This window comes from Pedobacter lusitanus, assembly GCF_040026395.1.
Taxonomy (GTDB): Bacteria; Bacteroidota; Bacteroidia; order Sphingobacteriales; family Sphingobacteriaceae; genus Pedobacter; species Pedobacter lusitanus.
The window spans coordinates 2,662,445-2,689,441 of the sequence record NZ_CP157278.1; the positions used below are offsets into that span (position 1 = coordinate 2,662,445).

27 protein-coding genes are annotated in these 26,997 nt (G+C 39.5%); 18 read left to right on the top strand and 9 right to left on the bottom strand.

From position 1 onward, the window contains the following. Positions 1–47: 47 nt before the first annotated feature. From yihA to PL_RS11270, 6 genes are all read left to right on the top strand, one after another. Positions 48–674, top strand: a complete 627-nt coding sequence (yihA, locus tag PL_RS11245) for a ribosome biogenesis GTP-binding protein YihA/YsxC (RefSeq protein ID WP_041882740.1) — start codon at positions 48–50, stop codon at positions 672–674. Positions 675–689: 15 nt separating this feature from the next. Next, positions 690–1,556, top strand: coding sequence for a UbiA-like polyprenyltransferase (locus PL_RS11250; RefSeq protein WP_041882738.1), 867 nt, complete (start codon positions 690–692; stop codon positions 1,554–1,556). Positions 1,557–1,560: 4 nt separating this feature from the next. Continuing rightward, entirely contained in the window at positions 1,561–3,276 is a 1,716-nt protein-coding gene (locus PL_RS11255) for a M3 family oligoendopeptidase (RefSeq protein WP_041882736.1), read from the top strand. Between the two features lie 53 nt (positions 3,277–3,329). Next, positions 3,330–5,285 (top strand): amino acid permease, encoded by a 1,956-nt coding sequence (locus tag PL_RS11260; RefSeq protein WP_041882734.1) that lies wholly within the window; start codon positions 3,330–3,332, stop codon positions 5,283–5,285. Positions 5,286–5,568: 283 nt separating this feature from the next. Then, positions 5,569–6,141 (top strand): hypothetical protein, encoded by a 573-nt coding sequence (locus tag PL_RS11265; RefSeq protein WP_041882733.1) that lies wholly within the window; start codon positions 5,569–5,571, stop codon positions 6,139–6,141. 11 nt (positions 6,142–6,152) lie between these two features. Then, positions 6,153–7,118, top strand: coding sequence for a hypothetical protein (locus PL_RS11270; protein WP_152620323.1), 966 nt, complete (start codon positions 6,153–6,155; stop codon positions 7,116–7,118). Positions 7,119–7,313: 195 nt separating this feature from the next. On the opposite strand, the gene PL_RS11275 is transcribed toward PL_RS11270, so the two are convergent. From PL_RS11275 to PL_RS11295, 5 genes are all read right to left on the bottom strand, one after another. Beyond that, positions 7,314–8,078: a Fic family protein gene (locus PL_RS11275; RefSeq protein ID WP_052496335.1), complete on the bottom strand. Its 765-nt coding sequence runs from the start codon at positions 8,076–8,078 to the stop codon at positions 7,314–7,316. A 7-nt stretch (positions 8,079–8,085) separates the two neighbouring features. Beyond that, entirely contained in the window at positions 8,086–8,742 is a 657-nt protein-coding gene (locus tag PL_RS11280) for a DUF6266 family protein (RefSeq protein ID WP_041882730.1), read from the bottom strand. Between the two features lie 50 nt (positions 8,743–8,792). After that, positions 8,793–9,431 (bottom strand): DUF6266 family protein, encoded by a 639-nt coding sequence (locus PL_RS11285; RefSeq protein ID WP_041882729.1) that lies wholly within the window; start codon positions 9,429–9,431, stop codon positions 8,793–8,795. 377 nt (positions 9,432–9,808) lie between these two features. Then, the gene (locus PL_RS11290; protein WP_041882727.1) at positions 9,809–11,023 is read right to left on the bottom strand and encodes a S41 family peptidase; all 1,215 of its coding nucleotides are present in this window, start codon (positions 11,021–11,023) and stop codon (positions 9,809–9,811) included. 36 nt (positions 11,024–11,059) lie between these two features. Beyond that, on the bottom strand, positions 11,060–11,785 hold the full coding sequence (locus PL_RS11295) for a porin family protein (protein ID WP_041882726.1): 726 nt from the start codon (positions 11,783–11,785) through the stop codon (positions 11,060–11,062). Between the two features lie 194 nt (positions 11,786–11,979). Here PL_RS11295 and PL_RS11300 point away from each other — a divergent pair, with 194 nt between their 5' ends. The 11 genes from PL_RS11300 (at position 11,980) to PL_RS11350 (ending at position 20,059) form a co-directional block, all read left to right on the top strand. After that, positions 11,980–12,330: a hypothetical protein gene (locus PL_RS11300; RefSeq protein ID WP_052496333.1), complete on the top strand. Its 351-nt coding sequence runs from the start codon at positions 11,980–11,982 to the stop codon at positions 12,328–12,330. Further along, a complete protein-coding gene (locus PL_RS11305) occupies positions 12,236–12,646 on the top strand; it encodes a hypothetical protein (RefSeq protein ID WP_348621724.1) in 411 nt (136 codons plus the stop codon). Before PL_RS11300 ends, PL_RS11305 begins: the two co-directional genes overlap by 95 nt. 86 nt (positions 12,647–12,732) lie before the next feature. Continuing rightward, positions 12,733–13,251 (top strand): T9SS type A sorting domain-containing protein, encoded by a 519-nt coding sequence (locus PL_RS11310; RefSeq protein ID WP_235324542.1) that lies wholly within the window; start codon positions 12,733–12,735, stop codon positions 13,249–13,251. A gap of 111 nt (positions 13,252–13,362) precedes the next feature. Continuing rightward, positions 13,363–13,974 (top strand): fumarylacetoacetate hydrolase family protein, encoded by a 612-nt coding sequence (locus PL_RS11315; protein WP_041882724.1) that lies wholly within the window; start codon positions 13,363–13,365, stop codon positions 13,972–13,974. A 5-nt stretch (positions 13,975–13,979) separates the two neighbouring features. Then, the gene (locus PL_RS11320; protein ID WP_041882723.1) at positions 13,980–15,701 is read left to right on the top strand and encodes a M23 family metallopeptidase; all 1,722 of its coding nucleotides are present in this window, start codon (positions 13,980–13,982) and stop codon (positions 15,699–15,701) included. A 1-nt stretch (position 15,702) separates the two neighbouring features. Then, positions 15,703–16,167 (top strand): thioredoxin-dependent thiol peroxidase, encoded by a 465-nt coding sequence (gene bcp, locus PL_RS11325; RefSeq protein ID WP_041882722.1) that lies wholly within the window; start codon positions 15,703–15,705, stop codon positions 16,165–16,167. Between the two features lie 151 nt (positions 16,168–16,318). Beyond that, positions 16,319–17,164 (top strand): transketolase, encoded by an 846-nt coding sequence (locus PL_RS11330; RefSeq protein WP_041882720.1) that lies wholly within the window; start codon positions 16,319–16,321, stop codon positions 17,162–17,164. Between the two features lie 189 nt (positions 17,165–17,353). Continuing rightward, entirely contained in the window at positions 17,354–18,310 is a 957-nt protein-coding gene (locus PL_RS11335; RefSeq protein WP_041882718.1) for a transketolase family protein, read from the top strand. 3 nt (positions 18,311–18,313) lie between these two features. Further along, entirely contained in the window at positions 18,314–18,874 is a 561-nt protein-coding gene (locus PL_RS11340) for an RNA polymerase sigma factor (protein ID WP_041882717.1), read from the top strand. A gap of 86 nt (positions 18,875–18,960) precedes the next feature. Next, the gene (locus PL_RS11345; RefSeq protein ID WP_041882716.1) at positions 18,961–19,605 is read left to right on the top strand and encodes a hypothetical protein; all 645 of its coding nucleotides are present in this window, start codon (positions 18,961–18,963) and stop codon (positions 19,603–19,605) included. 10 nt (positions 19,606–19,615) lie between these two features. After that, positions 19,616–20,059, top strand: a complete 444-nt coding sequence (locus PL_RS11350) for a hypothetical protein (protein ID WP_041882714.1) — start codon at positions 19,616–19,618, stop codon at positions 20,057–20,059. Here the strand turns inward: PL_RS11350 and PL_RS11355 are convergent, their stop codons facing one another. Beyond that, on the bottom strand, positions 20,060–20,980 hold the full coding sequence (locus PL_RS11355; RefSeq protein WP_041882712.1) for a DUF58 domain-containing protein: 921 nt from the start codon (positions 20,978–20,980) through the stop codon (positions 20,060–20,062). A gap of 45 nt (positions 20,981–21,025) precedes the next feature. Here PL_RS11355 and PL_RS11360 point away from each other — a divergent pair, with 45 nt between their 5' ends. Then, positions 21,026–21,514 carry a hypothetical protein gene (locus PL_RS11360; protein WP_041882711.1) on the top strand — a complete coding sequence of 163 codons (489 nt, stop codon included), beginning with the start codon at positions 21,026–21,028 and terminating at the stop codon, positions 21,512–21,514. Between the two features lie 65 nt (positions 21,515–21,579). Here PL_RS11360 and trxA read toward each other — a convergent pair whose 3' ends face one another. From trxA to PL_RS11375, 3 genes are all read right to left on the bottom strand, one after another. Further along, entirely contained in the window at positions 21,580–21,897 is a 318-nt protein-coding gene (trxA, locus tag PL_RS11365; protein ID WP_041882707.1) for a thioredoxin, read from the bottom strand. A gap of 72 nt (positions 21,898–21,969) precedes the next feature. Further along, entirely contained in the window at positions 21,970–26,403 is a 4,434-nt protein-coding gene (gene dnaE / locus PL_RS11370) for a DNA polymerase III subunit alpha (protein WP_041882706.1), read from the bottom strand. Between the two features lie 105 nt (positions 26,404–26,508). Next, on the bottom strand, positions 26,509–26,997 hold the full coding sequence (locus PL_RS11375; protein ID WP_041882704.1) for a lipocalin family protein: 489 nt from the start codon (positions 26,995–26,997) through the stop codon (positions 26,509–26,511).

Sequence of the window (26,997 nt, forward strand, 5' to 3'; positions counted from 1 at the left end):
GCAGCAAAGATAAGTATTGTTGAAAACTAATTTTCTACCTTTGTCAAATGATTATAAAATCAGCAACATTTATTTGCAGTAATACCAAGATATCGGCACTGCCAGTAGCCAACATGCCCGAATATGCTTTTATTGGCCGCTCTAACGTAGGAAAGTCATCCCTGATTAATATGCTGGTTAACCAGCACGGATTGGCAAAAACGTCCCAAAAACCAGGAAAAACACAATTAATCAACCATTTTTTGGTTAATGAAAAGTGGTATATCGTCGATTTACCGGGTTATGGTTATGCGAAAGTTTCTAAAAACAGCCGTGAAAGCTGGGAGAAATTTATCCGCAACTACATTACCAAGAGAGAAAGTTTACAATGTGTATTCGTTTTAATTGACAGCCGCCTTCCGCCGCAAAAGATAGATATTGAGTTTTGCTGCTGGATGGGTGAGATACAAATCCCTTTCGTTCTGGCATTCACCAAGGCAGATAAACAGTCTGTAACTAAAACCAATCAGAATATCGCTCTTTTCAAAAAAGAACTTTCAGGCTGGTTTGAAGAGATTCCGCCAATCTTCTCTACTTCGGCAGAAAAACTGGTAGGAAGAGATGAGATCCTTAATTTTATAGAGCAGACCAATCTTGATTTTGCAATGCCGATCCTGACGCCTGACGAAGATTAATAACAGCACCTTTAAATGAAGAAGTATTTTTCACTCGTGCTTTTTGCACATTCAGTTTTCGCATTACCATTTGCGATGATTGGTTTCTTTTTAGGAGTTACCACTACAGATCACCCTTTCAACTGGGTGATTTTGTTATTAGTACTCCTTTGTATGGTCTTTGCCAGGAACTCTGCCATGGCTTTTAACAGGTATCTGGACAGAGATATTGATGCGAAGAATCCACGTACCAATATGCGGGACATCCCGGCCGGAAAGGTTTCTGCAAACGAAGCGCTGATATTTGTTATCGTCAACTGTGTGCTTTTCATTATCACCACAGCTTTCATTAACAGGTTATGTTTATACCTTTCCCCTGTCGCCCTGTTTGTTGTCCTGTTTTACAGCTATACCAAAAGATTTACAGCTTTATGCCATCTGGTACTGGGTCTGGGTTTATCACTTGCTCCTATCGGTGCATATATTGCAGTAACAGGATCTTTCGCCCTGGTGCCGGTATTGTATTCATTTGCCGTCCTGTTCTGGGTAAGCGGCTTTGATATTATTTATGCCCTGCAGGATGAAGAGTTTGATAAAGGTGAAAATCTGCATTCTATTCCTTCTGCTATCGGCAGGAAAAAAGCACTCAGGTTATCTGAATTTTTGCATGTCCTGTCTGCCATCTGTGTCATCTTACCCATCGTATTTTCTACTTTCAGCTGGGCCTACTACCTGGGTGTGACTTTCTTTTGTTCGATGCTGATTTATCAGCACCTGCTGGTCAAACCAAATGATATCAGTAAAGTGAACAAAGCATTTGCCACCACTAACGGATTAGCCTCAGTGATTTTTGCAGCCTGCTTTTTGCTGGATGCTTTTTTAAGAACAATATTCAAATTCTAGACCGATGATCAATCTTATTATACCAAAGAAAACCAGAACCTATATTCCTCAGGATCTTGAAATCAAATGGGAAAATCTTTCTCCTGTCCTGGATGAACTGCTGGACAGAAAAATTACCAGCGTTACAGAGCTGGAAAAATGGCTCAGAGACAAAAGTGAGCTTGAGGCGGCACTGGAAGAAGATTTTGCCTGGAGATATATTAAAATGAGTTGTGATACAGCCAATGAAGAACTGGTTACCAGCTTTCAGTATTTCGCAACCGAGATTGAACCAAAGATCTCCCCTGTTGCAAACCTGCTGAATCAGAAACTGGTTGACAGTCCTTTTACAGATCAGCTGGATCAGACTAAATACTTTGTTTATTTAAGAGCGATCAAAAAAGCCCTGGAGATTTACAGAGAGGAAAACGTTGAATTGTTTACCAGACAGCAAATCACTCAACAAAAATATCAGGCTATCACCGGTGCCATGAGCGTGGTCATTAATGATCAGGAATATACACTGGAACAGGCAGGCGTACTCACTAAAGATGTAGACAGAGCTGTGCGTCAGCAGGCCTGGGAATCGATACAACAACGTCGCCTGGTAGACAAGGATGCACTGAACATTGTATTTGATGAATTAGTTGCCATGCGTCATCAGGTTGCACTGAATGCAGGATTCGAAAACTACAGGGATTATATGTTCCAGGCGCTGGGCAGATTTGACTATAGTCCAAAAGACTGTTATGCTTTCCATGAGGCTATCGAAAAAGAGATTGTTCCTATTTTAAAAGAACAGGCAGAGAAAAGAGCAGAATTACTGGGTCTTGAAGTATTGAAGCCATGGGATATGGAAGTAAGTACTTCGGGTAAAGCAGCTTTAAAACCATTCAAAGATGGCCAGGAGCTGATTGAAAAAACCATAGCTGCCTTTACTGCAATTGATCCTAAATTAGGCCAGATGCTTTCTATTATGAAAGCAAATAACCTGTTTGATGTAGAAAGCAGAAAAGGTAAAGCACCGGGGGGATATAATTATCCGCTGGCAGAAACAGGTGCTCCGTTTATTTTCATGAACTCGGCAGGTTCATTAAGAGATCTGACCACGATGGTTCATGAAGGCGGACATGCAGTGCATACTTTTCTGACTGCAGATCTGGAGCTTAATGACTTCAAACACTGCCCTTCGGAAGTTGCTGAACTGGCCTCTATGAGTATGGAATTGATTTCTATGGATAAATGGGATATTTATTTTGATAATCCAGCTGACCTCATCCGTGCAAAAAAAGAACAATTACAGGATGTATTGAAAACTTTGCCATGGGTAGCTGTAATTGATCAGTTCCAGCACTGGATTTATACCAACCCGACACATAATGCCGCTGACAGAGAGGTTGCCTTCAAACAGATCTATGAAAGATTTGGTTCAGGTTTTTCAAACTGGGAAGGTCTGGAACAGGAGTTCGGAAATATCTGGCAAAAACAGCTGCATCTTTTCCAGGTTCCTTTTTATTATATAGAATATGCGATTGCACAATTAGGAGCTATTGCGATCTGGAAAAACTACAAAGAGAATCCGGAGAAAGCTTTACAGCAATATCTTGATGCATTGGCACTTGGCTATACCAAACCGATGAACGAGATCTACGAAACTGCTGGTATTAAATTTGACTTTAGCAGCAGTTATATAAAAGAGCTGGCTTCATTTGTAAAAGATGAATTGGACAAATTAGATTAGTTTTATAATATTTTTTATACTTTCAGCGAAATAATCTAACCGAATAGCTCATTATGTTTGAAAATCTTTTCAGAAAAAAGTCTATCACTAAAATACTAGAAGATGCCGAAAAGGGCTATGGTGATCATGGCGCATCTTTAAATAAAACACTCGGTGTAAGAGACCTGACTGCATTCGGAATTGCCGCAATTATCGGTGCCGGGATTTTCAGTACAATTGGAAAAGCAAGTGCCGACGGAGGTCCTGCGGTAATTTTCTTATTTATTTTCACCGCTGTAGCCTGTAGTTTTGCAGCATTTGCCTATGCAGAGTTTGCTTCTATGGTTCCTGTTTCGGGGAGTGCATATACTTATTCTTATGTTGCTTTTGGAGAACTGGTGGCCTGGATTATCGGGTGGTCGCTCATTATGGAGTATGCTATTGGTAATATTACTGTAGCCATCTCCTGGTCTGATTATTTTACGGGACTGCTCTCCTCCATTCAGATCCCCGCATTAGGCATCAAAGGTATCAATCTGCCCGACTGGATGACGATGGATTATCTGACAGCATTTAACGGGCATAAACATGCTGAAGCTTTATTAAATGCAGGCAAGAGCTTTGCTAACCTGGATGATGCAACCCGCATTGCGAATAACGCCTGGACTACAGCTCCTACCATTGGTGGTTTCCATATCGTCGCTGACTTACCTGCTTTAGGTATTATCATCCTGATAACCTGGCTGGTTTACAGAGGAATGAAAGAGTCTAAAAATGCCAGTAACGCCATGGTCATTGTAAAACTGGCTGTAATCTTACTGGTTCTTTCTGTAGGTATATTCTATATTGATGTTCAAAACTGGAATCCTTTTGCACCTAATGGTGTTTCTGGTATTCTCAAAGGTGTTTCGGCTGTATTCTTTGCTTATATAGGCTTTGATGCTATTTCTACCACTGCTGAAGAGTGTAAAAACCCGCAGAGAGATCTACCAAGAGGGATGATGTGGGCAATTATTATCTGTACTATCCTTTACGTAGCTATTGCACTGGTTTTAACCGGGATTGTAAGATATGACCTGCTTGCAGTGGGTGATCCGCTGGCTTTTGTATTTGATCATATCAACCTGAAACTGATGAGCGGAATCATTGCTGTCAGTGCAGTATTTGCTATGGCCAGTGTATTGCTTGTTTTTCAAATGGGACAACCCAGAATCTGGATGAGCATGAGCCGCGACGGGCTATTACCCAAAAGATTTTCTAAAATCCACCCGGTTTATAAGACACCTTCATTTGCAACTATTGTAGTTGGTTTTGTCGTTGCCGTTCCTTCTTTGTTTATGAACCTGACTATCGTTACAGATTTATGTTCGATTGGTACTTTATTCGCTTTTGTACTGGTATGTGCCGGAGTATTGGTTTTACAAAACAAACCTGATATCCAGAGAGGTAAATTCAGAACTCCTTATGTGAATTCAAAATTTATTATTCCTGTAGTATTCATTGGTGTGATCATTTCTGGCTTTGTGTTCTTCAAGACAGAGACGACGGAATTTATCACCAATAAAACTAAAGTACATGATCCGATAAGTTTACTGACTTCACTGAATAAAACTGAACTGGCTACTATCCAGACGGAGATTAAAGCAGAGCAGAAATTATTAAATGTGGTAGAAAAGAATATTGATGCTGAAGCTTATCTGAACGGCCTGACCACAGAACAATATCAGAGCTTTATAGATAGAAGTACGATCAGTGCTGACAAGAAATTTGAAAGCGGCTGGGCTTTATTTAAACATAAAATCCCAATGTGGATCTTTTTTGTCATGTGTTTAGTAATTACTTATTACTGTATCACCAAAAACTTATCTCTGATCCCTGTACTGGGATTAATGAGCTGTCTTTATATGATGTGTGAACTGGGTATATCCAACTGGATAGGATTTGGCATCTGGCTGGTTATCGGGCTGGTCGTTTATTTCCTGTATGGTTTTCACCATAGCAAGCTGAATGTGAAGAATAGTGTGGATTAACAGCGCTGAGACTAAAAAAGAAACCCGTCCTCTGAAATGATCAGGAGACGGGTTTCTTTTTTAGATCGAATTACGATTATAGAAATTAGTAAGGTAACACATATTGCTGATGACCCGGTTCCGGGTCAGTAAATCTGAACATCAATGCCTGTATAAAACCCACACAAAAACAGCTAAAAAACTGACAATGATTGATTTAATGTTTTTTTAAATAAACAAATTCCTACAGTTTTGCCAATCAGAAAACCTGGATCCGGTAATCAATACACTCTAAAAATTAATCATGGCAAAGCAAATTTTAAACACGATAAAAAACTGGTTTAGGACTGGTTTAAAACCTACTCAGGCACAGTTCTGGGATACATGGGATTCTTTCTGGCATAAGGATGATACCATCCCCACAAGCTCCATTGAAAATCTGGATAAAAGGTTCGATCAGAAAGCTGATGCAGAAGCATTTACTGCCCACCTAACCGATCCTTATGCCCACAATATCCAGAACAAAGTAGATAAACAAGAGGGGAAAGATTTATCCAGCAATGATTTTTCCACTCCGGAAAAGCAAAAACTGGCAGCACTTAAAGATTACACCGCGGACATTAACAGGTTACAGGACCTTATAGAACGCGAAGATCCTATACTGATCAGCGGACAGCAGGTCTACCGGATAAACTGGACAGAAGAGTTTCAGCAAAAATACGGAACTGTCGCCCGGTCATCGGCACAGGTAAAAGTACCCGAAACCCAGGTCTGGAAGCCTGTTTCTGACTACAGAATGGTATACAACCCTGACGGTTCTACCGAATCCATTGAATGGGATCTGGATGGGCTGGACACAAAAATATTCATCAACTAAAACACACAAAAATGAAACAATTACTATTTATGGCGATACTGTTAAATAATTTAACGGCATTTGCACAAATCTCTCCGGTATTAAAAACAAGATCGGACGCTTCTTTTACTCAAAGCGACGCATATTTATCAGTTATCAAACGTCTGGGTATTCCAACTTCATCAACGGATGATTTAAATGCCAGTATAGCAGGAGCAAATACAGCTAAACTAGTTTACAATACTACTTTACAAAAATTACGCATTTACAATCCGATCACAGACACCTGGAAAGATGCCAGTCCAGCCGATTTAAGTAATTTTTACACCAAATCAGAGGTAGATCATCTCATAAGTTCAATTTCTTTAACACCCGGACCTAAAGGCGATCCCGCTACAGTTCCTTCTGCCACTATTTTTACTCAAGGCAAAATAAGGCTTTCTGGTGACCTTGAAGGTACTGCAGATTCACCGATTGTACGGGGATTAGATCTGAAAGCGAATTTAAACCAGACTAATAACTTTATAGCTGATCAAAATATAACCGGAGCGTTAACTGTTAAACAAACGGGTCGTACGGCAACGGGTAATTTTTATACAAGTGGTGAGTATGGTTCCTGGATGTTTTATAATAATAGCTCAACAAATCAGTATGGTACAATACAAGTATTTCCAACTAGTGTATCAATGTCATTATCCAGCCCTGCGGGGCAGCAAAGAGGGCTGGCATTAACTGAAAGAGGATTACTTGTCCAGGATTACTATTCTGTTGCTAAAGGACTGGAAGAGATCGAAGATTATTCAGCAAATAAAACTGCATACAGTTATGTCACTAAATTGATGTTAGATAGAGTCGCTGTATTAAGAGGCACAGGGATTGTCGCCCCCGCTTCTGCAACAGCCACCGGAGTTAAAAACGAAGTACGTTTGGCAGGTGGCTACCTATACTGGTGTACTGACACAGACAAATGGGTAAGAACTGCATTCACAAGCTGGTAATTACGTTTATCTAACTCATAATTTTTAGAAATTCTTTTAAAGGATAGTTGTCATTGTCCTATAATTACAAAGAACAAAGTGCAGACATGTTGATAAAAAACTGTCTTCGGAAATGATCAGGTGATGCGTTTATTTTTCAGACAATATTAAGAAATACTGTGCAAATGGGACTTGAGGTAAAACTTAAATCCCATTTCAAAACATCAAAGTAAAACCTTTACCTCGTTTTGGCTTGTCCATGTCTTCAATTTTTTTGATTTCCACCTTTAACAGCTGTTCATATTCCTTTCCCATAAACTCCCGAAAAATCTTAATATCATCTTTGTCCAAAGATTCATTCAGGGCAGTAATATATTTAGGTTTACTTTCATTGTGCACAATTGCAAGAGGCAGATCATAAAATGCCTGTACATAGTTCATCATCAGTCTTGAGGTCCGGCCATTCCCATCATACCAGGGGTGAATATTTACAAGATTAAAATGTGTATCAAAAGAAAGATTTATCTGATCAACCAGTTTTAACGACTTCTTCATTAACCTTTTTATCTTCTCTACCATATCGTTAACCAGCGAAACAACTTTATCATAGTTAGGGAAGTACATATCTCCGCCAACAACGTTACCTTTTCGAAATTCTCCATCACGGGCATCAACTGTACCTGGCATCGTATTATATACACTTCCGGTATTTCTGATAACGAGGGAATTTATTTCTTGCAGCAACTCAACCGATAAAGGCCGTTTTGCTCTTGCTTCTTTTAGTGCAAATTGTAATGCGGCATAATGATCAGTAACCATAAGGCTATCATTCAAGGCTTTGTTACCAGGTGTCAGTCCATCCTCTAATAAAACTCGTGTTTCAAGTTCCGTTAAAATTGAACCCTCAATTTTCGTCGAATGATGAGCAATAGAGATAAGAAATAATCCTTTGTTTCGCCTCACCCGCTTTAAATTTTTCATCCAACAATTAAAAACCGATCACAAACTCACCCAAATACTCTGTCTGCGACACATATTTCAGATTATCAGATGCAAAGAAAAGCCACATATGTACCTCGCCGGCAAATAAGTCCGGTAAATTAAGATCGATCTTTAAATCACTTCTTTGCGAACTCTCCAGAGAAACAAATCTATTTTTCTCAGGATGAAAGCAAAAGAAATACGCTCTGTCCGTAGCTTTTGTTTCGTCGTTATCAGGTAGCTCATCCGCCTCCCAGGCAACACTTATTCTTGCTCCTGACACTGTAACTGCAACATTATATCCGTTATCAATTTCAGTTGCATAATCCGCCGGTTCACTCAATCTTACCTTTGCATAATCCATAGTAAAATCCGGATACTCCCCACTAATTGCATCACGCAGGTTATACCACATGGCATAATTCATAGCGGTCATGTTTTTTGGTACCTTCTGAAAACTAAAACTTACAACAGACTTAAACCTCCGCATAAATTTACCAGCCAGCCTGATCTTTGTCCGCTGACTAAGTTGCAAAGCACTGGCCTTCTTTGCAGAAGGCTTTGGCTTACTTTTACCCACATATTTATCTTTCCACTTGGTAATTACCAATGCGCCGATTTTCCCGGTAAATATTCCTAGTGAACCCTGTTTTAATATTGCCATATTGATTAATTTAAATAAATTATAAAATGCCTGAAATAAACTTAATTCTGCTACCAGATAACCTGCCCCGTATAAATACTATTCGAAACACATTTCCGGTTTTCAGAGATAAATGAAATGTAAGTTTCGAGCAACAACGGTTTTTTCCTTTTCCTCATTGATAAATGTGCTATCCCTTCGTTTCTTCTGCCAGCATTTAATTGAAATACAGTACCCCGACGCTTTGGATCATAAGCCATCAGCATAACCTGATCATTTCCCTTTATACCAGCAGCAGTAAAATTCACGTCCCAGTTAAAGGTTAAACCATTCTCTGTTCTGCTTACAAAAACGTTTGGCGTAAGCGGCATTTGCCCCTGACTAAATAAAACTTTTGCAAAATCTATTTGCTGTTCAGGATAAATACCAGAGATTGCATTTACCCTGTTATACGAGCTGGCTATATTATAATAATTTTTTAAATTAACTCTTCCTGCCAGTTCAAATCCAATAGTAATAAACTCTTTAACGGGTTTAAGGAAAGCTGTAATCAACGCAGTAACCTGTCTGCTCTGTAATACCGGAACTGTTGGTTTATCTGTACGCAAACCAATTGTTCTCTTGACGAGCTTTCCATTTAGCATATAAGTTACTGTATTTCCCACCCTGCCTCTAAAGCCATCATTTAATCCTCCTGAAAATGTTGCCATAATTTATATTTTATATTAACTATATCATATTAACAATATAGATATATAATTCCATTAGTACAACAATATAATTACAATATACCTCCTTTATACTTTGTTATAGTTTAATACGGTATTGAAGCGGGGTTGATACGGTGTTGATACGGGTCGAGGCGTTTCAACACCGTATCAACCCCGTATCAACCCCGCTTCAATATTAACCAGTATATAGCGGATATGATGTGCAGGGATAGGCTCATTAGAAACCAGATGACTTCTTATTCTTTATTGACCATTTGCCCTCCTGCAATGAAAGCCTGCCAAAAGAATAAAAAAAGCCGTCCTCTGTTTTCCTGAAAACAGAGGACGGCCGGGAATTATTGATTGTGTATTATAGCTTACTGAGGGATCAGACTGATCGCTTTTTCCAGTTGCGGATCCGTTCCTGCGTCTAATGCTGCTTTGTTATATTTCACTTCTACATCAGGCGGAAAACCAAGTCCTTCGTAAACTTTACCATCTTTATAACGCATCATCAGTGTTGAGGTATAAACCAGACTCATGAAATCTGTTTTAAACTGCCCGCCGTTGTAAAAATCATCGTTACTTAACAATGGCCCATTCCCACCCCAGGTACGTTCTCCAACAAAGGTTGCGTTATTGGTCGGTAATGCTTTTAATGCCATAGTAGTCATCTCTGCCATACTTACTGAATTCAGATCTGCAAGGACAACTATCGGTGCAGTAAATGCTTTAGCATCTTTAGCAGGATGCACGGAAGCTGGTACCCATGGTGTATAGTCCAACCTGCCCATTCCGCCTTTTGATCTGGTAGCACCAATCACATAAGCTTTATCTGTAAGAGCACCGACAAGTACGTCCAGATCTGCCAGTGCACCACCACCGTTACTTCTTACATCCAGGATCAGTCCTTTAAGATTTGGCGTATTTTTCAACTGATCAAAATAATACTTTAATGCTTTTTGAGCATTATTCGGAGTTGTACCATTCAAAACGGAATTAACCCTGAAACTGTTAAAGTGGAGATAAAGAATATTGTTTTTAATCTTTCCGGCTATCGCGAAGAACTGACTTCCATCAGAAAAGTTAACAAAACCTTTCACAAAACCCGGATCAAGATATTTTGGAGGAATAGTACTGTAAAAGAAATTAGGATTGATATTACCGTGATAGTCCGGCTGTTTCTGATGCCTTAAACCAGATGGACTGATGTAAGTTGCAGAATCTTTCACATATTTACTATTGATCTGTAAGGCATAATGCGAATCAACCAGTTGTGAGGTCATTTCCTTAAAATAGGTATAAGACTTTCTCACATCCGTAGAATCATTGATATTCATTTTGGCAAATAATGGCTGATACTTTTTGTATACCTCATCCCAGTTGGTCGGGTCTATATCCCAGAAGATATAATTATTGTTCATCCCATTCCAATAAGCCTCAAAAGCCTCGCTAAAATTACCGGAAATATAACGTTCTGGCTGATTGACTTGTGGCAGCTCTTTACGGCAAGAAGCAGTTGTGCCAATGATTAAAATACCCAGGATAACCTGGAACATATTTTTATATAAGAAAAGATAGGTCGATTTCATAAGGTTGTAATAATGATAAATAAATTAAGATAGGGCTTATTTGCCTAAACGATACATGCACCCCACCTGTATAGTAAAGGTGTCGTTATAACGCGGAATCTGATTAAGCATATAGCTTTTCTGCTGATCTGTCAGTGCCCTGTAGTATCTGCCTTCTGCAAATAATTCATAACGGGGTTTAAGCTGATAACTCACACCAGCTCCTGCAAGTAAGCCGAGTTCAATTCTGCGATCTTTACGTTTATCAAATTCATACTTTTCATCATAATTATATCCTGGTTCAAAATCCAGCAGTCTTTTAGACTGAAAATCATCCGGAAGCTCATTTGATTTTGAAAAAGGATCCAGTTGTGTTCCTTTAATGTGCGATGACGACCAGTAACCGGCATATCCACCCAGATTAAAAAAGCCTTTTATTTTCTGACCACCAAAAATAAAGTGCGCCATCAAAGGTAACTGGATATAATTGTTCGTGTTTTTCTGATAAACTCCCTCAAAAAAACCCGAACGTTCCATTTTATAACTTTTACGGATAAACTGAGGATCAGCCTGTACCGCAAACCAGTTATTCAGCGTGTATTTTACCGGAATACCAATGTTAAAACCTTCCATAGGTTTATACGCTGTAAAGGCCCGAAAGCCGGTATTGGTAAAGATGTAGTTTTTGTTGTAACCTGCCTCAAGGCCGACTGACCATTGGGCGTGCAGGGTAAGCGTCCCGGCAATCATGCACAGGAATAATAGTAAACATGTTTTTTTCATAGAAATTTGGTATAGTTGGTTGATTTTCACTGCTCACCGGACAGAGGTATTTGCCTTCCGGATTACAACCCGTAAATTATAAAAACAATTACCGAAAACGCAACACTATGTCATATTTATTTATGCTTATGTATAAAAACAGCATTATTATCCTGTTTATATAATGTAGTTTCGCGATATAATTTAGAATTTTTATGAAATCATCTTTAACGCTTCTGATTTTAACATTCGCCTGCCAGTTATCTTTTGCTCAAACCAATAAATTCGGCACAGAAGGAAACGCCGGAGTTGGCACAATCGATCCTGCTGGTCCATTCCATATCAGGGGAGCATCTAATAAATTAACCGGATCCAGAAATGCTTTAATTCTTGACAATGCTGCTGTGACAGGAAACCGTTCAAGTGATGTAATCTGGACGGCTAACGGAATCGCCAAATGGGAAATGGGAAATGATGTCAGAGCTGACGGCCAGCAGAGTTTTTGGTGGAATCCGTGCCCGGGAAATAAAAGTAGAAGCTACAAACTGGCCGGATTATGTATTTGAAAATGACTATACCCCGATGTCTCTGGCAAATATTGAAGCCTATGTAAAAGTCAACAAACATCTTCCTGAAATCCCGTCAGCTAAAGAAATAGCCGAAAACGGGCAGAATATAGGAGATATGAACACTAAACTGCTTAAGAAAATTGAGGAGTTAACCCTTCATCTGATTGACCTGAAAAAAGAAAATGAAGAGTTAAAGAAATCAGTTAACAGGATAGATAATTTAGAGGAAGAAATTAAAAATCTAAAAAAAAAGATCACCTTTAAATTGCAAAATCTGCGTATAAAATACACTAAGACAACTTTTCAAAATTGACAACTGTTAAAATGTGTTAAATATTGTCCAGAACAAAAAAAACTTTAATTATTCTGTAGAATTATTCATTACTTTTGTTGCAATAGATGAATACAAAAACTAAAACGATCTCACGCCTTTACATAATTTGCATTTTTTGCATCAGTGTATGCTGTGGAAGTACAGTTTTTGCTCAGCGAGGTGACAGTATCAATGTCAATTCCAAATACAAAAGAATTGTCAGGACTCCTCAGATCAGAGGTGATGTCCCTTCGTACAAACCAAGTTATTTACCGGGTTCATCACTAACGCCAAATAACAGTCTGCTTTCCCATGGCAGATCAGGTAGTGGCAGACCCGATAAAATTCTTACCGTACTTAAAGTTTATCCAAATCCGGTTGATGATCAGATTAATCTGACTATACGTCTGGAACGGGAGTCTAATCTGTCTATTAAAATCATGGATCTGCTGGGTAACGAAGTTGTAACCTTATCCAACGAACGTTTATCTGCCGGTGAACAAACCAAGACCTTTACTATTCCAAACCGTCTGAACAGCGGAATCTATTTCCTTCGTTTTGTTGCAGGTTCAGAAACAGTGGTAAAACGCATTTCTATTCTTTAAGATCCTGCTTTAATTTCCTTCTTAATCTTTTTTTTACAGGATATAATTTACTTTTACGCATCATGCACTCTGCATGTTAACATAAAAGACTATTTTTTTATACCTATTATTATGAAGATAATTGCTATTGGCCGTAACTACGCTGCACATGCTAAAGAATTAAATAACCCTCTCCCATCAAGTCCTGTAATTTTCATGAAGCCAGAAACGGCTGTGCTTAAAGACAATAAACCTTTTTACCTTCCAGATTTCTCTTCAGACATTCATTATGAACTGGAAGTTGTGCTTAAAATCAATAAAGAAGGAAAACATATTGCAGAAAAATTCGCTTCCGGTTATTTTGATGAAATTGGTTTAGGTATAGATTTTACCGCGCGTGATCTGCAGTCTTCACTTAAAGAGAAAGGATTACCCTGGGAACTGGCCAAGGCCTTTGACAATTCAGCTGCAGTAAGCCATTTTATTCCTAAAACCCAGATAGCTGATCTGAACGATTTACAATTTGAACTCAAAATAAACGGAGAAACCTGCCAGAACGGAAACACTAAAAATATCCTGTTCTCCTTTGAAAAAATCATTTCTTTCGTTTCGCAATACATTACGTTGAAAAAAGGTGATCTGATTTTTACCGGAACACCAGAAGGTGTTGGTCAGGTTCATCAGGGTGATAAACTGGAAGCATGGATAGGTGAAGAACAATTCCTGAATTTTGATATAAAATAAGTTTGATGATCAAAAAAAGTATTTTCCTGTTTCTTCTTTTTGTATTTGCAATCAGTACTCAGGCTCAACAGATTTTTAGTAATAATAAGTATCCGCTGGTCGATTTCCGTCCGCCACTGGATATTGTTCCTCCGGCACTGGCAGGCTCATTCGGAGAGCTCAGAGGCAATCATTTTCATTCAGGAATAGATTTTCGTACCAATCAGCGTGAAGGTTATCCGGTACACGCCATCGCCGATGGCTATGTTTCCAGAATGCGTGTTCAGAACAGTGGCTTTGGCCTGGCTTTATATATAGTTCATCCTAACGGATATACTTCTGTTTATGGTCACTTATCCCGCTTTGCACCCAAAATTGCTGAAGCGGTAAAGACTCTGGAATATCAGAAGAAAACATTTGAACTGGATGAATTTCCTGCTGCAGACCTGTTTCCGGTACATAAAGGCGATGTAATTGCCTATTCAGGAAACCGCGGAAGCTCTGGTGGTCCCCATCTTCATTTTGAAATCAGGGATTCCAAAACAGAGAATACGATTAACCCGCAACTGTTCGGTATTCAGATACCAGACAATATCCCACCGGTTATTTATGCATTGTATCAATATAAGCTGAATAAAAAACCTTTTAATGAGTATACCCCGAAAACACTGATCCCGGTTACCGGCGCAGCAGGAAAATATACTTTGGGCAAAGCCGGGCCGCTTATCATCAGTGGAGAAACCGGATTTGGCATTACTACTACAGACAGACATAACGGTGCTTCAGGAATTAACGGCGTATATTCTATTGAACTGGAAGTGGACGGGAAAACCATTTATACTTCCTCTTTAGAAAAGTTTGCTTTCGAAAACAGCAAGGCGATTAATTCACATGTTGATTATCCGGCACTGATAACCTCCAGAAGAAGTATCCAGAAAAGTTTCACTGACCCTGGAAATCCGCTGCAGATTTATAGTAACCTGGTTAATAACGGCAGAATTGAGTTGAAGGATCAGCAGGTGCATGAGCTTAAATATATTGTCACTGATGCCAAAGGGAATAAAAGCATATTGCCGTTTACAGTAAAATCAGATGGACAAACTGTAATTTCTACGCCTGACCAGCCGGATGGTGTACCTTGTTTCTATAACAAGGAAAATGAATTTTCGGCCGCAGGCGTTAAAGTCGTACTGCCAAAAGGTACCTTATACAATGATTTCAATCTGGTATATAAAGTTAAGCCAGAGCCGGCCAAAGGTGCTTATTCACCGGTTTATCAGATCCATAATAACCTGACTCCGCTGCATGTTGGTTTTGATCTGTGGATTAAAGCTGATGCCAGTCTGGGTGCACTGAAAGATAAGGCTGTTATTGTCAGCACCAGCGGTGCCTCTCAGGGCGGTGTATATGATAATGGTTATGTGAAAGCTACGCCGCGAAATTTCGGCAGCTTCTATATCACTATTGACACTATTCCTCCAACAATAATCCCGGTAAACATCGCAGCGGGCAAAAACATGGCTGGGACAGTAAAGATGATTTTCAAAATCCGTGATAATCTTTCGGGAATTAAAAGCTTTAATGGCTATATTGACGGAAATTGGGTATTAATGGAGTTTGATACGAAAACTGCTACCTTATGGCATTCTTTTGATGAACGTACTTCAAGCGGACAGCATCAGCTGAAACTGGTTGTGGAAGACCTGAAAGGAAATAGTAAAACGTATTCAATTAATTTTATAAGATAATATGAGTGAATTAAAAGAAGGTCAGAAAGCCCCTGAATTTACCGCAGCAGATCAGGATGGAAACACAGTTACACTTGGACAGTTTGAAGGTAAAAAAGTGGTTTTATACTTCTACCCGAAAGACAGTACTCCGGGATGCACTGCCGAAGCCTGTGATTTCAGAGATAATTATCAGGGACTAAAAGCTAAAGGTATTGAGGTTTTGGGTGTAAGTGTTGATGATGAGAAATCACATCAGAAATTTATCGCCAAGCATAGTCTTCCTTTTACCTTACTGGCAGATACGGATAAAAAAATTGTGGAAGCTTACGGCGTTTGGGGAGAAAAGAACATGTATGGCAAAAAATATATGGGAACCAACCGTACTACTTTTGTCATTGACGAAAATGGGGTAATTGCCCATATCATTAAGAAAGTTGACACCAAAAACTCTACAGCACAAATCCTTGAGTTATTAAATAGTTAAGAAGCTGTTTATTTTAAAAATAAAAAGGCACTTATACCAGCTGAAAGGAAAATATCACATTCAGATGGTATTTCTTGTATTTACAAAAAATAATAAATGACAGCAATAATTATATTTGCTATCAATAGATAAGAAGACAATAAATAATTAGATGAAACATACAATCAATGAATTAGAGGACATTGTTTCTCAGGTACGAAGAGATATTGTAAGAATGGTGCATGGCTGCCAGTCCGGACACCCGGGCGGATCACTTGGCTGTGCGGAATTTATGACAGCCTTATATTTTGAGACCATGAACCATTCCACAGATTTTAAAATGGATGGTAAAGGCGAAGATTTATTCTTCCTTTCTAATGGTCACATTTCTCCGGTATTTTATAGCGTACTAGCCCGTGCGGGTTATTTCGAAGTTAGCGAACTGGCTACTTTCAGAAAACTAAACTCACGTGTTCAGGGTCACCCGACAACTCATGAAGGTTTACCTGGTATCAGAATTGCTTCGGGATCTTTAGGTCAGGGTATGTCTGTAGCAATCGGTGCAGCTTTAACCAAGAAATTAAATAAAGATCATTCACTGGTTTTCAGTTTACATGGAGACGGTGAATTACAGGAAGGACAAAACTGGGAAGCAATTATGTTTGCGCCTCACAATAAAGTTGACAACCTGATTGCTACTATTGATTATAACGGACAGCAAATTGATGGTCCTACTGAAAAAGTATTATCATTAGAGAGTTTACAGGCAAAATTTGAAGCTTTCGGATGGCATGTAATCACTTCTAATGGAAATAACATGGAAGACATTGTTAAAACACTGGAATATGCCAAATCACTTACCGGTAAAGGCAGACCTATCTTAAACTTAATGAGTACACAGATGGGTCATGGAGTAGATTTCATGGTAGGTTCACATAAATGGCATGGTACTGCACCTAATGATGCACAACTGGCTTCTGCTTTAGATCAGAACAAAGAAACTTTAGGGGATTATTAATTTATAACCGTGAAACCTGCAGGAAATAAAGCAGGCTTCATCAAAAAACACGAAGCGGTCCGGTTGTAACAGATCCTTCGAAAAAAAACAGAGACTAATGAAACCATCAGGTGCAGCACAGCATAAAGTGAAAAGATTTAATTGCTTGCACATGATAGCTTCATAACCACTAAAAGACAATAGAGACTAATGAAAAAATATACATATTCAGAAAAGAAAGATACCCGTTCTGGTTTTGGTGCTGGTTTACATGAAGCCGGCAAGAAAAATCCGGATGTGGTTGCCCTTTGTGCAGATCTGAAAGGTTCCCTGAAAATGGATGCCTTCGCAGATGAATTTCCTGAGAGATTTATTCAGATAGGAATTGCTGAGGCAAATATGATCGGTATAGCAGCTGGAATGACTATCGGAGGAAAGATTCCTTTCACCGGTACTTTTGCCAACTTCTCTACTGGAAGAGTTTATGACCAGATCAGACAATCTGTAGCTTATTCAAATAAAAATGTTAAAATCTGTGCTTCTCATGCTGGTTTAACTTTAGGAGAAGATGGTGCTACTCACCAGATCCTGGAAGATATAGGTCTGATGAAAATGTTGCCTGGTATGGTAGTGATCAATCCTTGTGATTACAATCAGACTAAAGCAGCAACAATTGCCATTGCTGAATATGAAGGACCTGTATACCTGCGTTTCGGCAGACCAAGCATTCCTGTTTTTACTGATCCTGATCAGAAATTTGAAATTGGTAAAGCATGGATGGTTAACGAAGGTACTGATGTAACTATCATTGCAACCGGACACATGGTTTGGAAAGCTATTGAAGCTGGTGAGCAGTTAGCTGCACTTGGAATCGATGCAGAAATTATAAACATTCACACTATTAAACCGTTAGATGAAGAGGCTATTTTAAAGTCACTTAAAAAAACAGGCTGTGTGGTTACCTGCGAAGAGCATAATAAATTTGGTGGCTTAGGCGAAAGTGTTGCACGTCTGTTAACAACAGAGCTTCCTTCTCCGCAAGAGTTTGTAGCTGTAAATGATAGTTTTGGTGAAAGCGGAACACCTGATCAGCTGATGACTAAATATGGTCTGGATACAATTAACATTGTTGAAGCGGCTCAGAAAGTAATCAAAAGAAAAAAATAATCAATGAAGCAGGTTGAAGATGATGAAATTTTAGCAAAGTTCTCTGTAGAGAGCACGCGTAATGAAGCCTTTAACCTGCTTGTTATCAAATATCAGGAAAAGATCTACTGGCATATCCGCCGTCTGGTGATTGATCATGATGATGCGGATGATCTGGTTCAGGAGGTCTTCATTAAGGTTTGGAAAAACCTGTCCAAATTCAGAAATGATTCCAAACTTTATACCTGGATCTACAGGATTGCGACCAACGACTGTATCACTTTCTTAAATAAGAAAAAACAGCGCAACAATATTCCCCTGGATGATGTTTCTGATGAACTATCAGAAAGTTTAATTGCCTCTTCTTACTTTAACGGCGATAAAATCCAGATGAAATTACAGCAGGCCCTGCTCATCCTTCCGGAAAAACAAAGGCTGATATTTAATATGAAATATTATGATGAACTCAAGTATGAAGAAATTTCTGAAATACTGGGTACTTCAGTAGGTGCATTAAAAGCCTCATTTCACATTGCAGTAAAAAAAATAGAAGTTTTTATGCTAAATGATGACATTACCTTTTAAACCTTTTATGATTTTAAGCATCCATATAACATACAAATTCAGGAAATCCCTGATGTTATAATTCTGCAATAGCTAAATTATCAATAATGATACACGATGTAGATGACAATGAATGGAAACAAGAGGCCCCTTATCTGGCTTCCCTTAAAAAGGAAAATCCATTTAGTGTACCGGAACAATATTTTAATACCTTACCTGAGCTGATTCATAATGTTATTTATGTCTCTGAGCTCAGAGAAGCTATTCCTGTAGCCGGATTTACCGTACCTGAACAATATTTTGATCATTTGCAGGATCATATTTTAGCTGAAACAGCTGCAAGCCGTTTACAAAACCTCCCGAAGACTGAAGGTTTTCATACGCCTGATTTATATTTCCAAAAACTGCAGGCCAGTATACTGGCAAAAACGACCGGGACTGATCTTCCGCTCAAACGTGAGCCCAAGCTCATTCGCCTATGGCATAATGACCTGATTAAATATGCTTCGGCAGCCTGTTTCATATTGGTGACTGCATTTGGTCTTTATCTGAATCAGCAGAATTTTAATGCTGAAAACAGAGCAGCTGATATGGCCAGTGAGCAAATGTTATATGATATAAACGAACAGGACATTATTGATCATATAGAAGGAAATAATGTGGATATACAGAATGACAATACCGCAAATGCAGATTTGGAAACTTATATTCTAAACAATTATTCCCAGAGTGATCTGTCATCAGCATTATAATTTACATATTATGAAGAATCTACTTGCCATCGCTTTTCTATTATGCCTCCCCTTCCTGGTTTCTGCACAAAGAAACGAAGGCAGAGGTAAAGAAATAGAAGCTTATAAAAGCACTTATCTGAAAGAAAAACTGGAACTCACTCCCGAGGAAGCAAAGATATTCTGGCCAATCTACAATTCTATGCAGAGTGAACAGGCCGAATTACGCCAGGAGCGCAGAAAAAACATGATCAGTTTCAGAAAGAGCACGGAAATTGAAAATCTTTCGGATACTGAAGTAGAAAGCCTGATCAATAACGAACTCAACTTCAAACAGAAAGACCTGAATATTGACCGCAAGTATTACAATAAATTCAAAAGCAGCCTGCCAATAAAAGTAGTAGGTAAATATTACAGAGCTGAACAGACCTTCAAAAGAGAATTACTGAGCAGATACAGGGACGGAAAAAAATAATTAATTCATCTTCTGTCTTTTGATCAGATAAGCCGCCAGTACGGCTGAAAAACCAGCCGCTATATCTGCATCAACCATGTCTATTTTATACTGGGCACATTTCAGCATCAGCATTTTACGATAATCTCCAAAAGATTTCAAATAAGCTTCTTTGACCGTGGCGGCATTTGCCTTTATCAATTCACCGGTTTCCAGATCAACAAACTGATATGGCCTGTTCTCAAAATTGAAGTTCACTTCTTTAGCCTTATCAGTGACATTAAAAATGATCACTTCATGTTTGTTAAATTTCAAATGCTGCAAAGCGGAAAATAAAGCTTCCTGATTGGTATCTTCAGGGCCCGCGGTTAGCAGATCAGTAAAAATAACGACCATAGAGCGTTGATGAACAGATTCTGCTACCTGATGTAGCGAACGTTCCAATCCTGTCCCTACGTTCATCCCAGGTGCCTTTAACACATCTTCCAGATGCGTAAATAAATATTTCTGATGCACTGTTGTTGATCTTGCCGGTGTATTTAATATCAGCTGGTCGGTAAACAGGCTCAGACCAAAGGCATCTCTTTGTTTTTTAAGCAGCTCAATCAATGCGGCAACCGCCTGTACTGAAAAGGTCAGCTTATTATAACCACCCTGAGGGAAATACATAGAAGAGGAGGTATCAATTACAAACTGGCAGCGCAGATTTGTTTCTTCTTCGTACCTTTTGGTATATAGCTTATCTGTTCTGGCATATAGTTTCCAGTCAATGTTTCTGACATTATCTCCGCTGTTATAGGCCCTGTGCTCTGCAAATTCTACAGAGAATCCATGAAATGGGCTTTTATGCAAACCAGTGATAAATCCTTCCACTACCTGCCTGGCGAGTAATTCCAGATTACTGTTAAACTGATATTCAGATTGATTGGTAAAGGAGGCCATTTTGTAAATTTAACAAAAGAAACTAACTTGCCAGCGATAAACAACATGAATAAATATACTGATCCACCGGGTTCTCCGGCCACTATTCACCGTCTTCTGTTAAGGGGCATTGTTATCTTTTATTCATTGCTGTTTCTTAGCGGTCTGGTCTCTTCAGCCTATTTTTTTAGTGGTATTATCCAGCTCAAGCCTATACCAATGGTGAGTTTTCTTAAGTATATATTGTTATGCATTCTTTTTTTAGTGCTTTTAATTACTGCACTGAGAGCTTTGACATTAAAGCATCTGCATTTAAGCCGCCTGACCAGCAGTACCAGGAATTTTAAATGGTTATTTACATTGGCCGTAATGATCTGCATAGCTGCAAAAGCAGGGCTGTTTGATCTGAATAAGGGGCATCCGGTAGAAATCTCTTATATCCAGATAGCTGTACTGACTGTTATTGCATTGTTTTGCTTCCGTAGCGATCAGCTGCTTACCGCAGAGGAGAATATCCCAGAAGAAAATCAGGAAGATAAATTATCCGGAGAATAAATTATCCGCGCATAAAAAAAGCATCCGGAATGCGGATGCTTTTTCTGATATATATATCGGGTTGATTATAATTGTTTATCCAGTTTACCAGACAATACTGATTTTGGAACTGCACCAACTTGTTTATCAACTACTTCACCATTTTTAAAGAATAATAACGCAGGGATATTACGGATACCGAACTGAGTAGAAATCTGCGGGTTGTTATCCACATTTACTTTACCCACTACTGCTTTTCCTTCGTATTCTTTTGAGATCTCGTCTACTACCGGACCTACCATGCGACATGGACCACACCATTCTGCCCAAAAGTCTACTAAAACGGGTTTATCTGATTTCAACACAACTTCCTCGAAGTTTGCGTCTGTGATTTCTATAGCCATATTTCTTTTTTTTATTTACACAAAGATATAATCAATTGTAATGCCACCATATTTTCTAATGCCAAAATGACATTAGTTCAACTTATAATTCACCACATTCAAGGCTTTCAACTGATCCAGAAACTGGTTATCAGGATTGACTTTCAGCGACTTAGCAGGAAGATCAAGAGAAACATTCTGCTCTCTGTCGTATATCGTAAAATTCAATTGACAGTTCTGCTGCTCTGTATTTTCTTTGTTTTCTTCAATCATAGCCAGAATCTGCGCAATAATCTGATCATTGATTCCATGAATCGGGATCTGTATAGTCAGACTTTTAGCCAGTTTATCTCTTAAATCAGACAATAGGGCTATAGAAGTGATCTTAAACTCCCAGTCTCCTTCTTTACGGAATCTTTCACCCACCCTGCCGCGGATCTGCAGAAAATAACCATCAGTCATAAACTGCTTGAATTTGACAAAGTCTTCTCCGAATAAGGCCAGCTCACAACTGTCATTATAATCTTCAAAAACAATGGTCCCAAATGGTTTTCCGGTTTTAGTCATTCGCTGAGCAGAAATAACAACCAGCCCGCCTACTACCAGCTCCCTGTTTTTGATTTGCTCAAACTCTGCCAATACGTCTTCATTGGTATCACCCATCCGTATTTTATTCACGATAGACAGGTGACGGACACTGTGCTGGCAAAATTCTTTCAGCTCTAATTTATAATTATCCAGCGGGTGCCCGCTCAGGAAAATTCCTATGGCATCCTTCTCATATTTTAATCTGTCAATCAGCGTCCATTCATTAGCAACCGGTAAAGTTGGCTCATTAATCATATCTGCTACTGTACCTCCAAAAAGAGATGATTGTGCAGAAGATTCACTATTCTGAAAATCATTTGAATACTTGATCAGCTTTTCGATACCATTGAGCTTATCATTTATACCAATAAAAAAGAACTGTGCCCGGTGAAATCCAAAACTGTCGAAAGCCCCGCTATAAACAAAACTTTCATAGGCTTTCTTATTGACCGTCCTGGTATTGGAGCGTCTGGCAAAGTCATAAATACTTTGGTAAAATCCATTGCTGTTACGTTCTTCGATAATACTTTCTACCGCCTTTTCTCCAACGCCTTTAATTCCTGAAAGCCCGAAACGTACTTCTCCCTGCGGATTTACAGAGAACTTAAGAATGGATTCGTTCACATCCGGGCCCAATACCTGTACGCCCATCTGTTTACATTCTTCCATAAAAAAGGCCACCTGCTTAATATCGCTCATATTATTAGTCAGTACCGCAGCCATATATTCGGCAGGGTAATGTGCTTTCAGATAAGCGGTCTGATAGGCAATCCACGCGTAACAGGTAGAGTGAGACTTATTGAAGGCATAAGAAGCAAAAGCTTCCCAGTCTTTCCATATCTTTTCTAAAATAGCCGGAGAATGTCCTTTTTCTGCTGCCTGGGCAACAAATTTAGGCTTCATCTTATCCAGAACGTCTTTCTGTTTCTTACCCATAGCCTTACGCAGAACGTCGGCCTCACCTTTAGTAAAACCGGCAAGCTTCTGCGATAAAAGCATCACCTGCTCCTGGTATACGGTAATTCCGTAAGTTTCTTTCAGATATTCTTCGCAGGCATCCAGATCGTACTTTATTTCTTCTTCCCCATTTTTCCTGCGGACAAAACTCGGGATATACTCCAGAGGTCCTGGACGATACAATGCGTTCATGGCAATTAAATCTCCAAATACGGTAGGCTTTAATTCTTTCATGTATTTCTGCATCCCGGTAGACTCATACTGGAAAATACCAATCGTTTCTCCGCGCTGGAACAACTCATAAGTCCTGACATCGTCAATAGGGAAATCATCAGGATCAAGCTGGATACCTGTCCTTAAACGTACCAGCTTAACGGTATCCTTGATCAGGGTTAACGTTTTTAACCCCAGGAAGTCCATTTTCAGCAACCCGGCGCTTTCTACTACCGAGTTATCAAACTGTGTTACATACAAATCTGAATCCTTGGCCATAGCCACAGGAACATAATTGGTAATGTCATCCGGAGTAATAATTACTCCGCAGGCATGGATACCTGTATTTCTCAGCGAGCCTTCCAGTATTCTGGCCTGCTGTATAGTTTCAGCACTCAGACTTTTTGAATCTGCTATATCTTTAAGCTCAACCACCTTCTCATATTCATCTGCACGCAAGGCTCCTCTGAGTGATTTTTCATCGAGGTTAAATATTTTAGCGAGTTTCAGATTGGGAATAAGCTTGGCTATTTTATCTGCTTCAAAAAGAGGCAGATCCAGTACACGGGCAGTATCTTTAATAGAAGATTTGGCCGCCATTGTACCATAGGTAATGATCTGTGCAACCTGGTTTGCACCGTATTTTTTGATTACGTAGTCCATTACACGGCCCCTGCCCTCATCATCAAAGTCGATATCAATATCGGGCATGGATACACGGTCAGGATTCAGGAAACGCTCAAACAGGAGGTCGTACTTGATTGGATCGATATTGGTAATCCACAAACAATAAGCAACTACTGAACCCGCAGCAGAACCACGTCCGGGGCCAACGGAAACATCCAGGTTTCTGGCTTCCCTGATAAAATCCTGTACAATCAGGAAGTATCCGGGATAACCTGTTTTTTCTATTGTCTGAAGCTCAAAATCCAGACGTTCTATAATTTCGGGAGTCAGCTCCCCGTATCTTTTCTCTGCGCCTACGTAGGTAAGATGACGCAGAAATTTGTTTTCTCCTCTTTTTCCTCCATCCTGCTCATCTTCTGCAACCAGAAATTGTTCTGGAATATCAAATTTAGGTAAGAGAACTTCTCTGGCCAGTTTATAGGTCTGTATTTTGTCTACAATTTCCTGAATATTCAAAATTGCTTCCGGAAGATCCGCAAACAGCTTTTTCATCTCTTCAGAAGATTTGAAATAATATTCCTGATTGGGCAAACCGTAACGGTAGCCCCTGCCTCTGCCTATAGGAGTTGCCTGCTTTTCAGCATCTTTCACACATAATAAAATGTCATGTGCATTGGCGTCCTTTTTATTGATATAATAGGTATTGTTGGTCGCAATCAGCTTAACATCATGTTTCTGGGCCAGAGAGATCAGCGTCTTGTTCACGACATTTTCGTCATCCTGACTATGGCGCATAATCTCCATATAAAAATCAGAACCGAACAGTGACTTCCACCAGATTAAAGCTTCTTCTGCCTGGTTTTCTCCCATATTCAGCACCTTACTGGATATCTCACCATACAGGTTTCCTGAAAGCACAATAATGTCTTCTTTATATTGTTCTATAACCTCCCTGTCTATCCTTGGGACATAGTAAAATCCTTTGGTATAGGCAATGGAAGACATCTTGGCCAGATTGTGATAACCGGTCTTATTTTTGGCCAGAAACACGATCTGATACCCGTTGTCTTTACGGGATTTATCCAGATGGTTTTCACAGACAAAAAACTCACAGCCTACTATGGGAGTAATCGGAACTTCTGAAGGTTCCTCTCCTTTTTCTGCTGCTGCACTATTCCTGGCTTCAACTCCTTTGTTATGATTAAGCACCTGATTCACAAAGTGAAAGGCACCCATCATATTGGCATGATCTGTCATCGCTACTGCAGGCATTTTATCGGCCGCTGCCGCAGCTATCAAACCTGGAATATTGATTGTAGACTGTAATACCGAAAATTGCGTATGGTTGTGCAGGTGAACAAAAGTCGCATCTTTAAGCTCCTGCTGATTGTCTTTTAAAGTTTGTCTGGAAACACCGGGCCCTTCAGCTTTGGCCTGTCTTTTCCGGATTTCATCAGAAGCGGCTTTAAGATTGATATGCTGAATACCTGCACTGGGTATAACAGCCGGCTGATGGGCTATAAATGAACGGATATACTCCTGATCGGCCTGAAGCTGATCGGGAGTAAAAACTTCCATTTTCAGTAACTGAAGGAAACAACGGGTGGTTGCTTCAACATCCGCCGTTGCATTATGGGCCTCGGCAAATGGAACTCCAAATAAATAACTGTGTAATTCGGTCAGGGTTGGCAATTTAAATCTGCCACCTCTGCCTCCGGGAATCTTCAGTAAGTTAGCGGTAACTTCTGTACAGGTATCCAGAACCGGCATTTGAGCCATCGGGCTTTCTACGCCCATCCGGTAAAACTCAGACCCCATAATATTGACATCAAAGCCAATATTCTGTCCTACTATGAATTTTGCTTTGGAAAGGGCAATGTTGAATTTATCCAGGGCTTCCCGGATATCAATACCTTGTTCCGCAGCAAGCTCTGTAGAGATACCGTGTATACGTTCTGCATCATACGGAATATTAAATCCATCGGGTTTAACCAGATAGTCCTGGTGTTCAACCAGGTTTCCTAACGCATCATGTAACTGCCAGGCAATCTGAATACACCTGGGCCAATTATTGGTATCGGATACGGGTGCATTATAATTGGCCGGCAGACCTGTAGTTTCGGTATCAAAAATTAAATACATAGAAGGGCAATTATGAATCTATGTTCTCTGGACACTATTCCTCAAACAATCGAGGTACAAAATTACGGTTTTTTAAGAGGCCGTTGAAATTTAGATGATAAAATCTCAGGAAGAGTGCGCATGTCCCTTATTCACTGCTGCTTTATGTTGCTGTGAGACAAGTTTTGTAATATCATAACCTTTTTCCTGGCAGCGGCCGATAATTTCATCCAGCAGCGCTGCGGGCAATTCCGGCTTACGCGACATAATGGAAAGGTGCTTGTGTTTTGGATGCCCGACAACTACGTAAGAATAATCTTCTCCAAGCTCTATAACCCAGTAATCGACCTTTAACGGCCATACAAACTGTGCTTTGAGTTTCGCATTATTTGTTCCCCTGACGACGATAAGTTTTGACCTTACGTATTTTGTTTCTTTATCTCCCGGCAATTTATAGGTGGTAAAGACAGCATAATAGCCATCCGGATGAATCACATAGGTTTCAGTGGTCTCATTCCAGTTTTTGTCCATAAAGGCGGGTATTGAATATAGTGAATACCATTTACCTGCGTAAGACATTATATCAACTTTTTCAACAGGCTTATTCTCTAACAT

Bases quoted from the DNA above. Each gene is read 5' to 3' on its own strand.
- PL_RS11315 (WP_041882724.1), top strand. From the start codon at position 13,363: ATGAAGATAATTGCTATTGGCCGTAACTACGCTGCACATGCTAAAGAA.
- PL_RS11320 (WP_041882723.1), top strand. From the start codon at position 13,980: ATGATCAAAAAAAGTATTTTCCTGTTTCTTCTTTTTGTATTTGCAATC.
- PL_RS11375 (WP_041882704.1), bottom strand. From the start codon at position 26,997: ATGTTAGAGAATAAGCCTGTTGAAAAAGTTGATATAATGTCTTACGCA.
- PL_RS11305 (WP_348621724.1), top strand. From the start codon at position 12,236: ATGATGTCAGAGCTGACGGCCAGCAGAGTTTTTGGTGGAATCCGTGCC.
- yihA (WP_041882740.1), top strand. From the start codon at position 48: ATGATTATAAAATCAGCAACATTTATTTGCAGTAATACCAAGATATCG.
- PL_RS11260 (WP_041882734.1), top strand. From the start codon at position 3,330: ATGTTTGAAAATCTTTTCAGAAAAAAGTCTATCACTAAAATACTAGAA.
- PL_RS11290 (WP_041882727.1), bottom strand. From the start codon at position 11,023: ATGAAATCGACCTATCTTTTCTTATATAAAAATATGTTCCAGGTTATC.
- PL_RS11350 (WP_041882714.1), top strand. From the start codon at position 19,616: ATGAAGAATCTACTTGCCATCGCTTTTCTATTATGCCTCCCCTTCCTG.
- PL_RS11330 (WP_041882720.1), top strand. From the start codon at position 16,319: ATGAAACATACAATCAATGAATTAGAGGACATTGTTTCTCAGGTACGA.
- PL_RS11335 (WP_041882718.1), top strand. From the start codon at position 17,354: ATGAAAAAATATACATATTCAGAAAAGAAAGATACCCGTTCTGGTTTT.
- PL_RS11295 (WP_041882726.1), bottom strand. From the start codon at position 11,785: ATGAAAAAAACATGTTTACTATTATTCCTGTGCATGATTGCCGGGACG.
- dnaE (WP_041882706.1), bottom strand. From the start codon at position 26,403: ATGTATTTAATTTTTGATACCGAAACTACAGGTCTGCCGGCCAATTAT.
- PL_RS11250 (WP_041882738.1), top strand. From the start codon at position 690: ATGAAGAAGTATTTTTCACTCGTGCTTTTTGCACATTCAGTTTTCGCA.
- PL_RS11275 (WP_052496335.1), bottom strand. From the start codon at position 8,078: ATGAAAAATTTAAAGCGGGTGAGGCGAAACAAAGGATTATTTCTTATC.
- PL_RS11345 (WP_041882716.1), top strand. From the start codon at position 18,961: ATGATACACGATGTAGATGACAATGAATGGAAACAAGAGGCCCCTTAT.
- PL_RS11285 (WP_041882729.1), bottom strand. From the start codon at position 9,431: ATGGCAACATTTTCAGGAGGATTAAATGATGGCTTTAGAGGCAGGGTG.
- PL_RS11280 (WP_041882730.1), bottom strand. From the start codon at position 8,742: ATGGCAATATTAAAACAGGGTTCACTAGGAATATTTACCGGGAAAATC.
- PL_RS11265 (WP_041882733.1), top strand. From the start codon at position 5,569: ATGGCAAAGCAAATTTTAAACACGATAAAAAACTGGTTTAGGACTGGT.
- trxA (WP_041882707.1), bottom strand. From the start codon at position 21,897: ATGGCTATAGAAATCACAGACGCAAACTTCGAGGAAGTTGTGTTGAAA.
- PL_RS11310 (WP_235324542.1), top strand. From the start codon at position 12,733: ATGAATACAAAAACTAAAACGATCTCACGCCTTTACATAATTTGCATT.
- PL_RS11340 (WP_041882717.1), top strand. From the start codon at position 18,314: ATGAAGCAGGTTGAAGATGATGAAATTTTAGCAAAGTTCTCTGTAGAG.
- PL_RS11270 (WP_152620323.1), top strand. From the start codon at position 6,153: ATGAAACAATTACTATTTATGGCGATACTGTTAAATAATTTAACGGCA.
- PL_RS11255 (WP_041882736.1), top strand. From the start codon at position 1,561: ATGATCAATCTTATTATACCAAAGAAAACCAGAACCTATATTCCTCAG.
- PL_RS11300 (WP_052496333.1), top strand. From the start codon at position 11,980: ATGAAATCATCTTTAACGCTTCTGATTTTAACATTCGCCTGCCAGTTA.
- PL_RS11360 (WP_041882711.1), top strand. From the start codon at position 21,026: ATGAATAAATATACTGATCCACCGGGTTCTCCGGCCACTATTCACCGT.
- bcp (WP_041882722.1), top strand. From the start codon at position 15,703: ATGAGTGAATTAAAAGAAGGTCAGAAAGCCCCTGAATTTACCGCAGCA.
- PL_RS11355 (WP_041882712.1), bottom strand. From the start codon at position 20,980: ATGGCCTCCTTTACCAATCAATCTGAATATCAGTTTAACAGTAATCTG.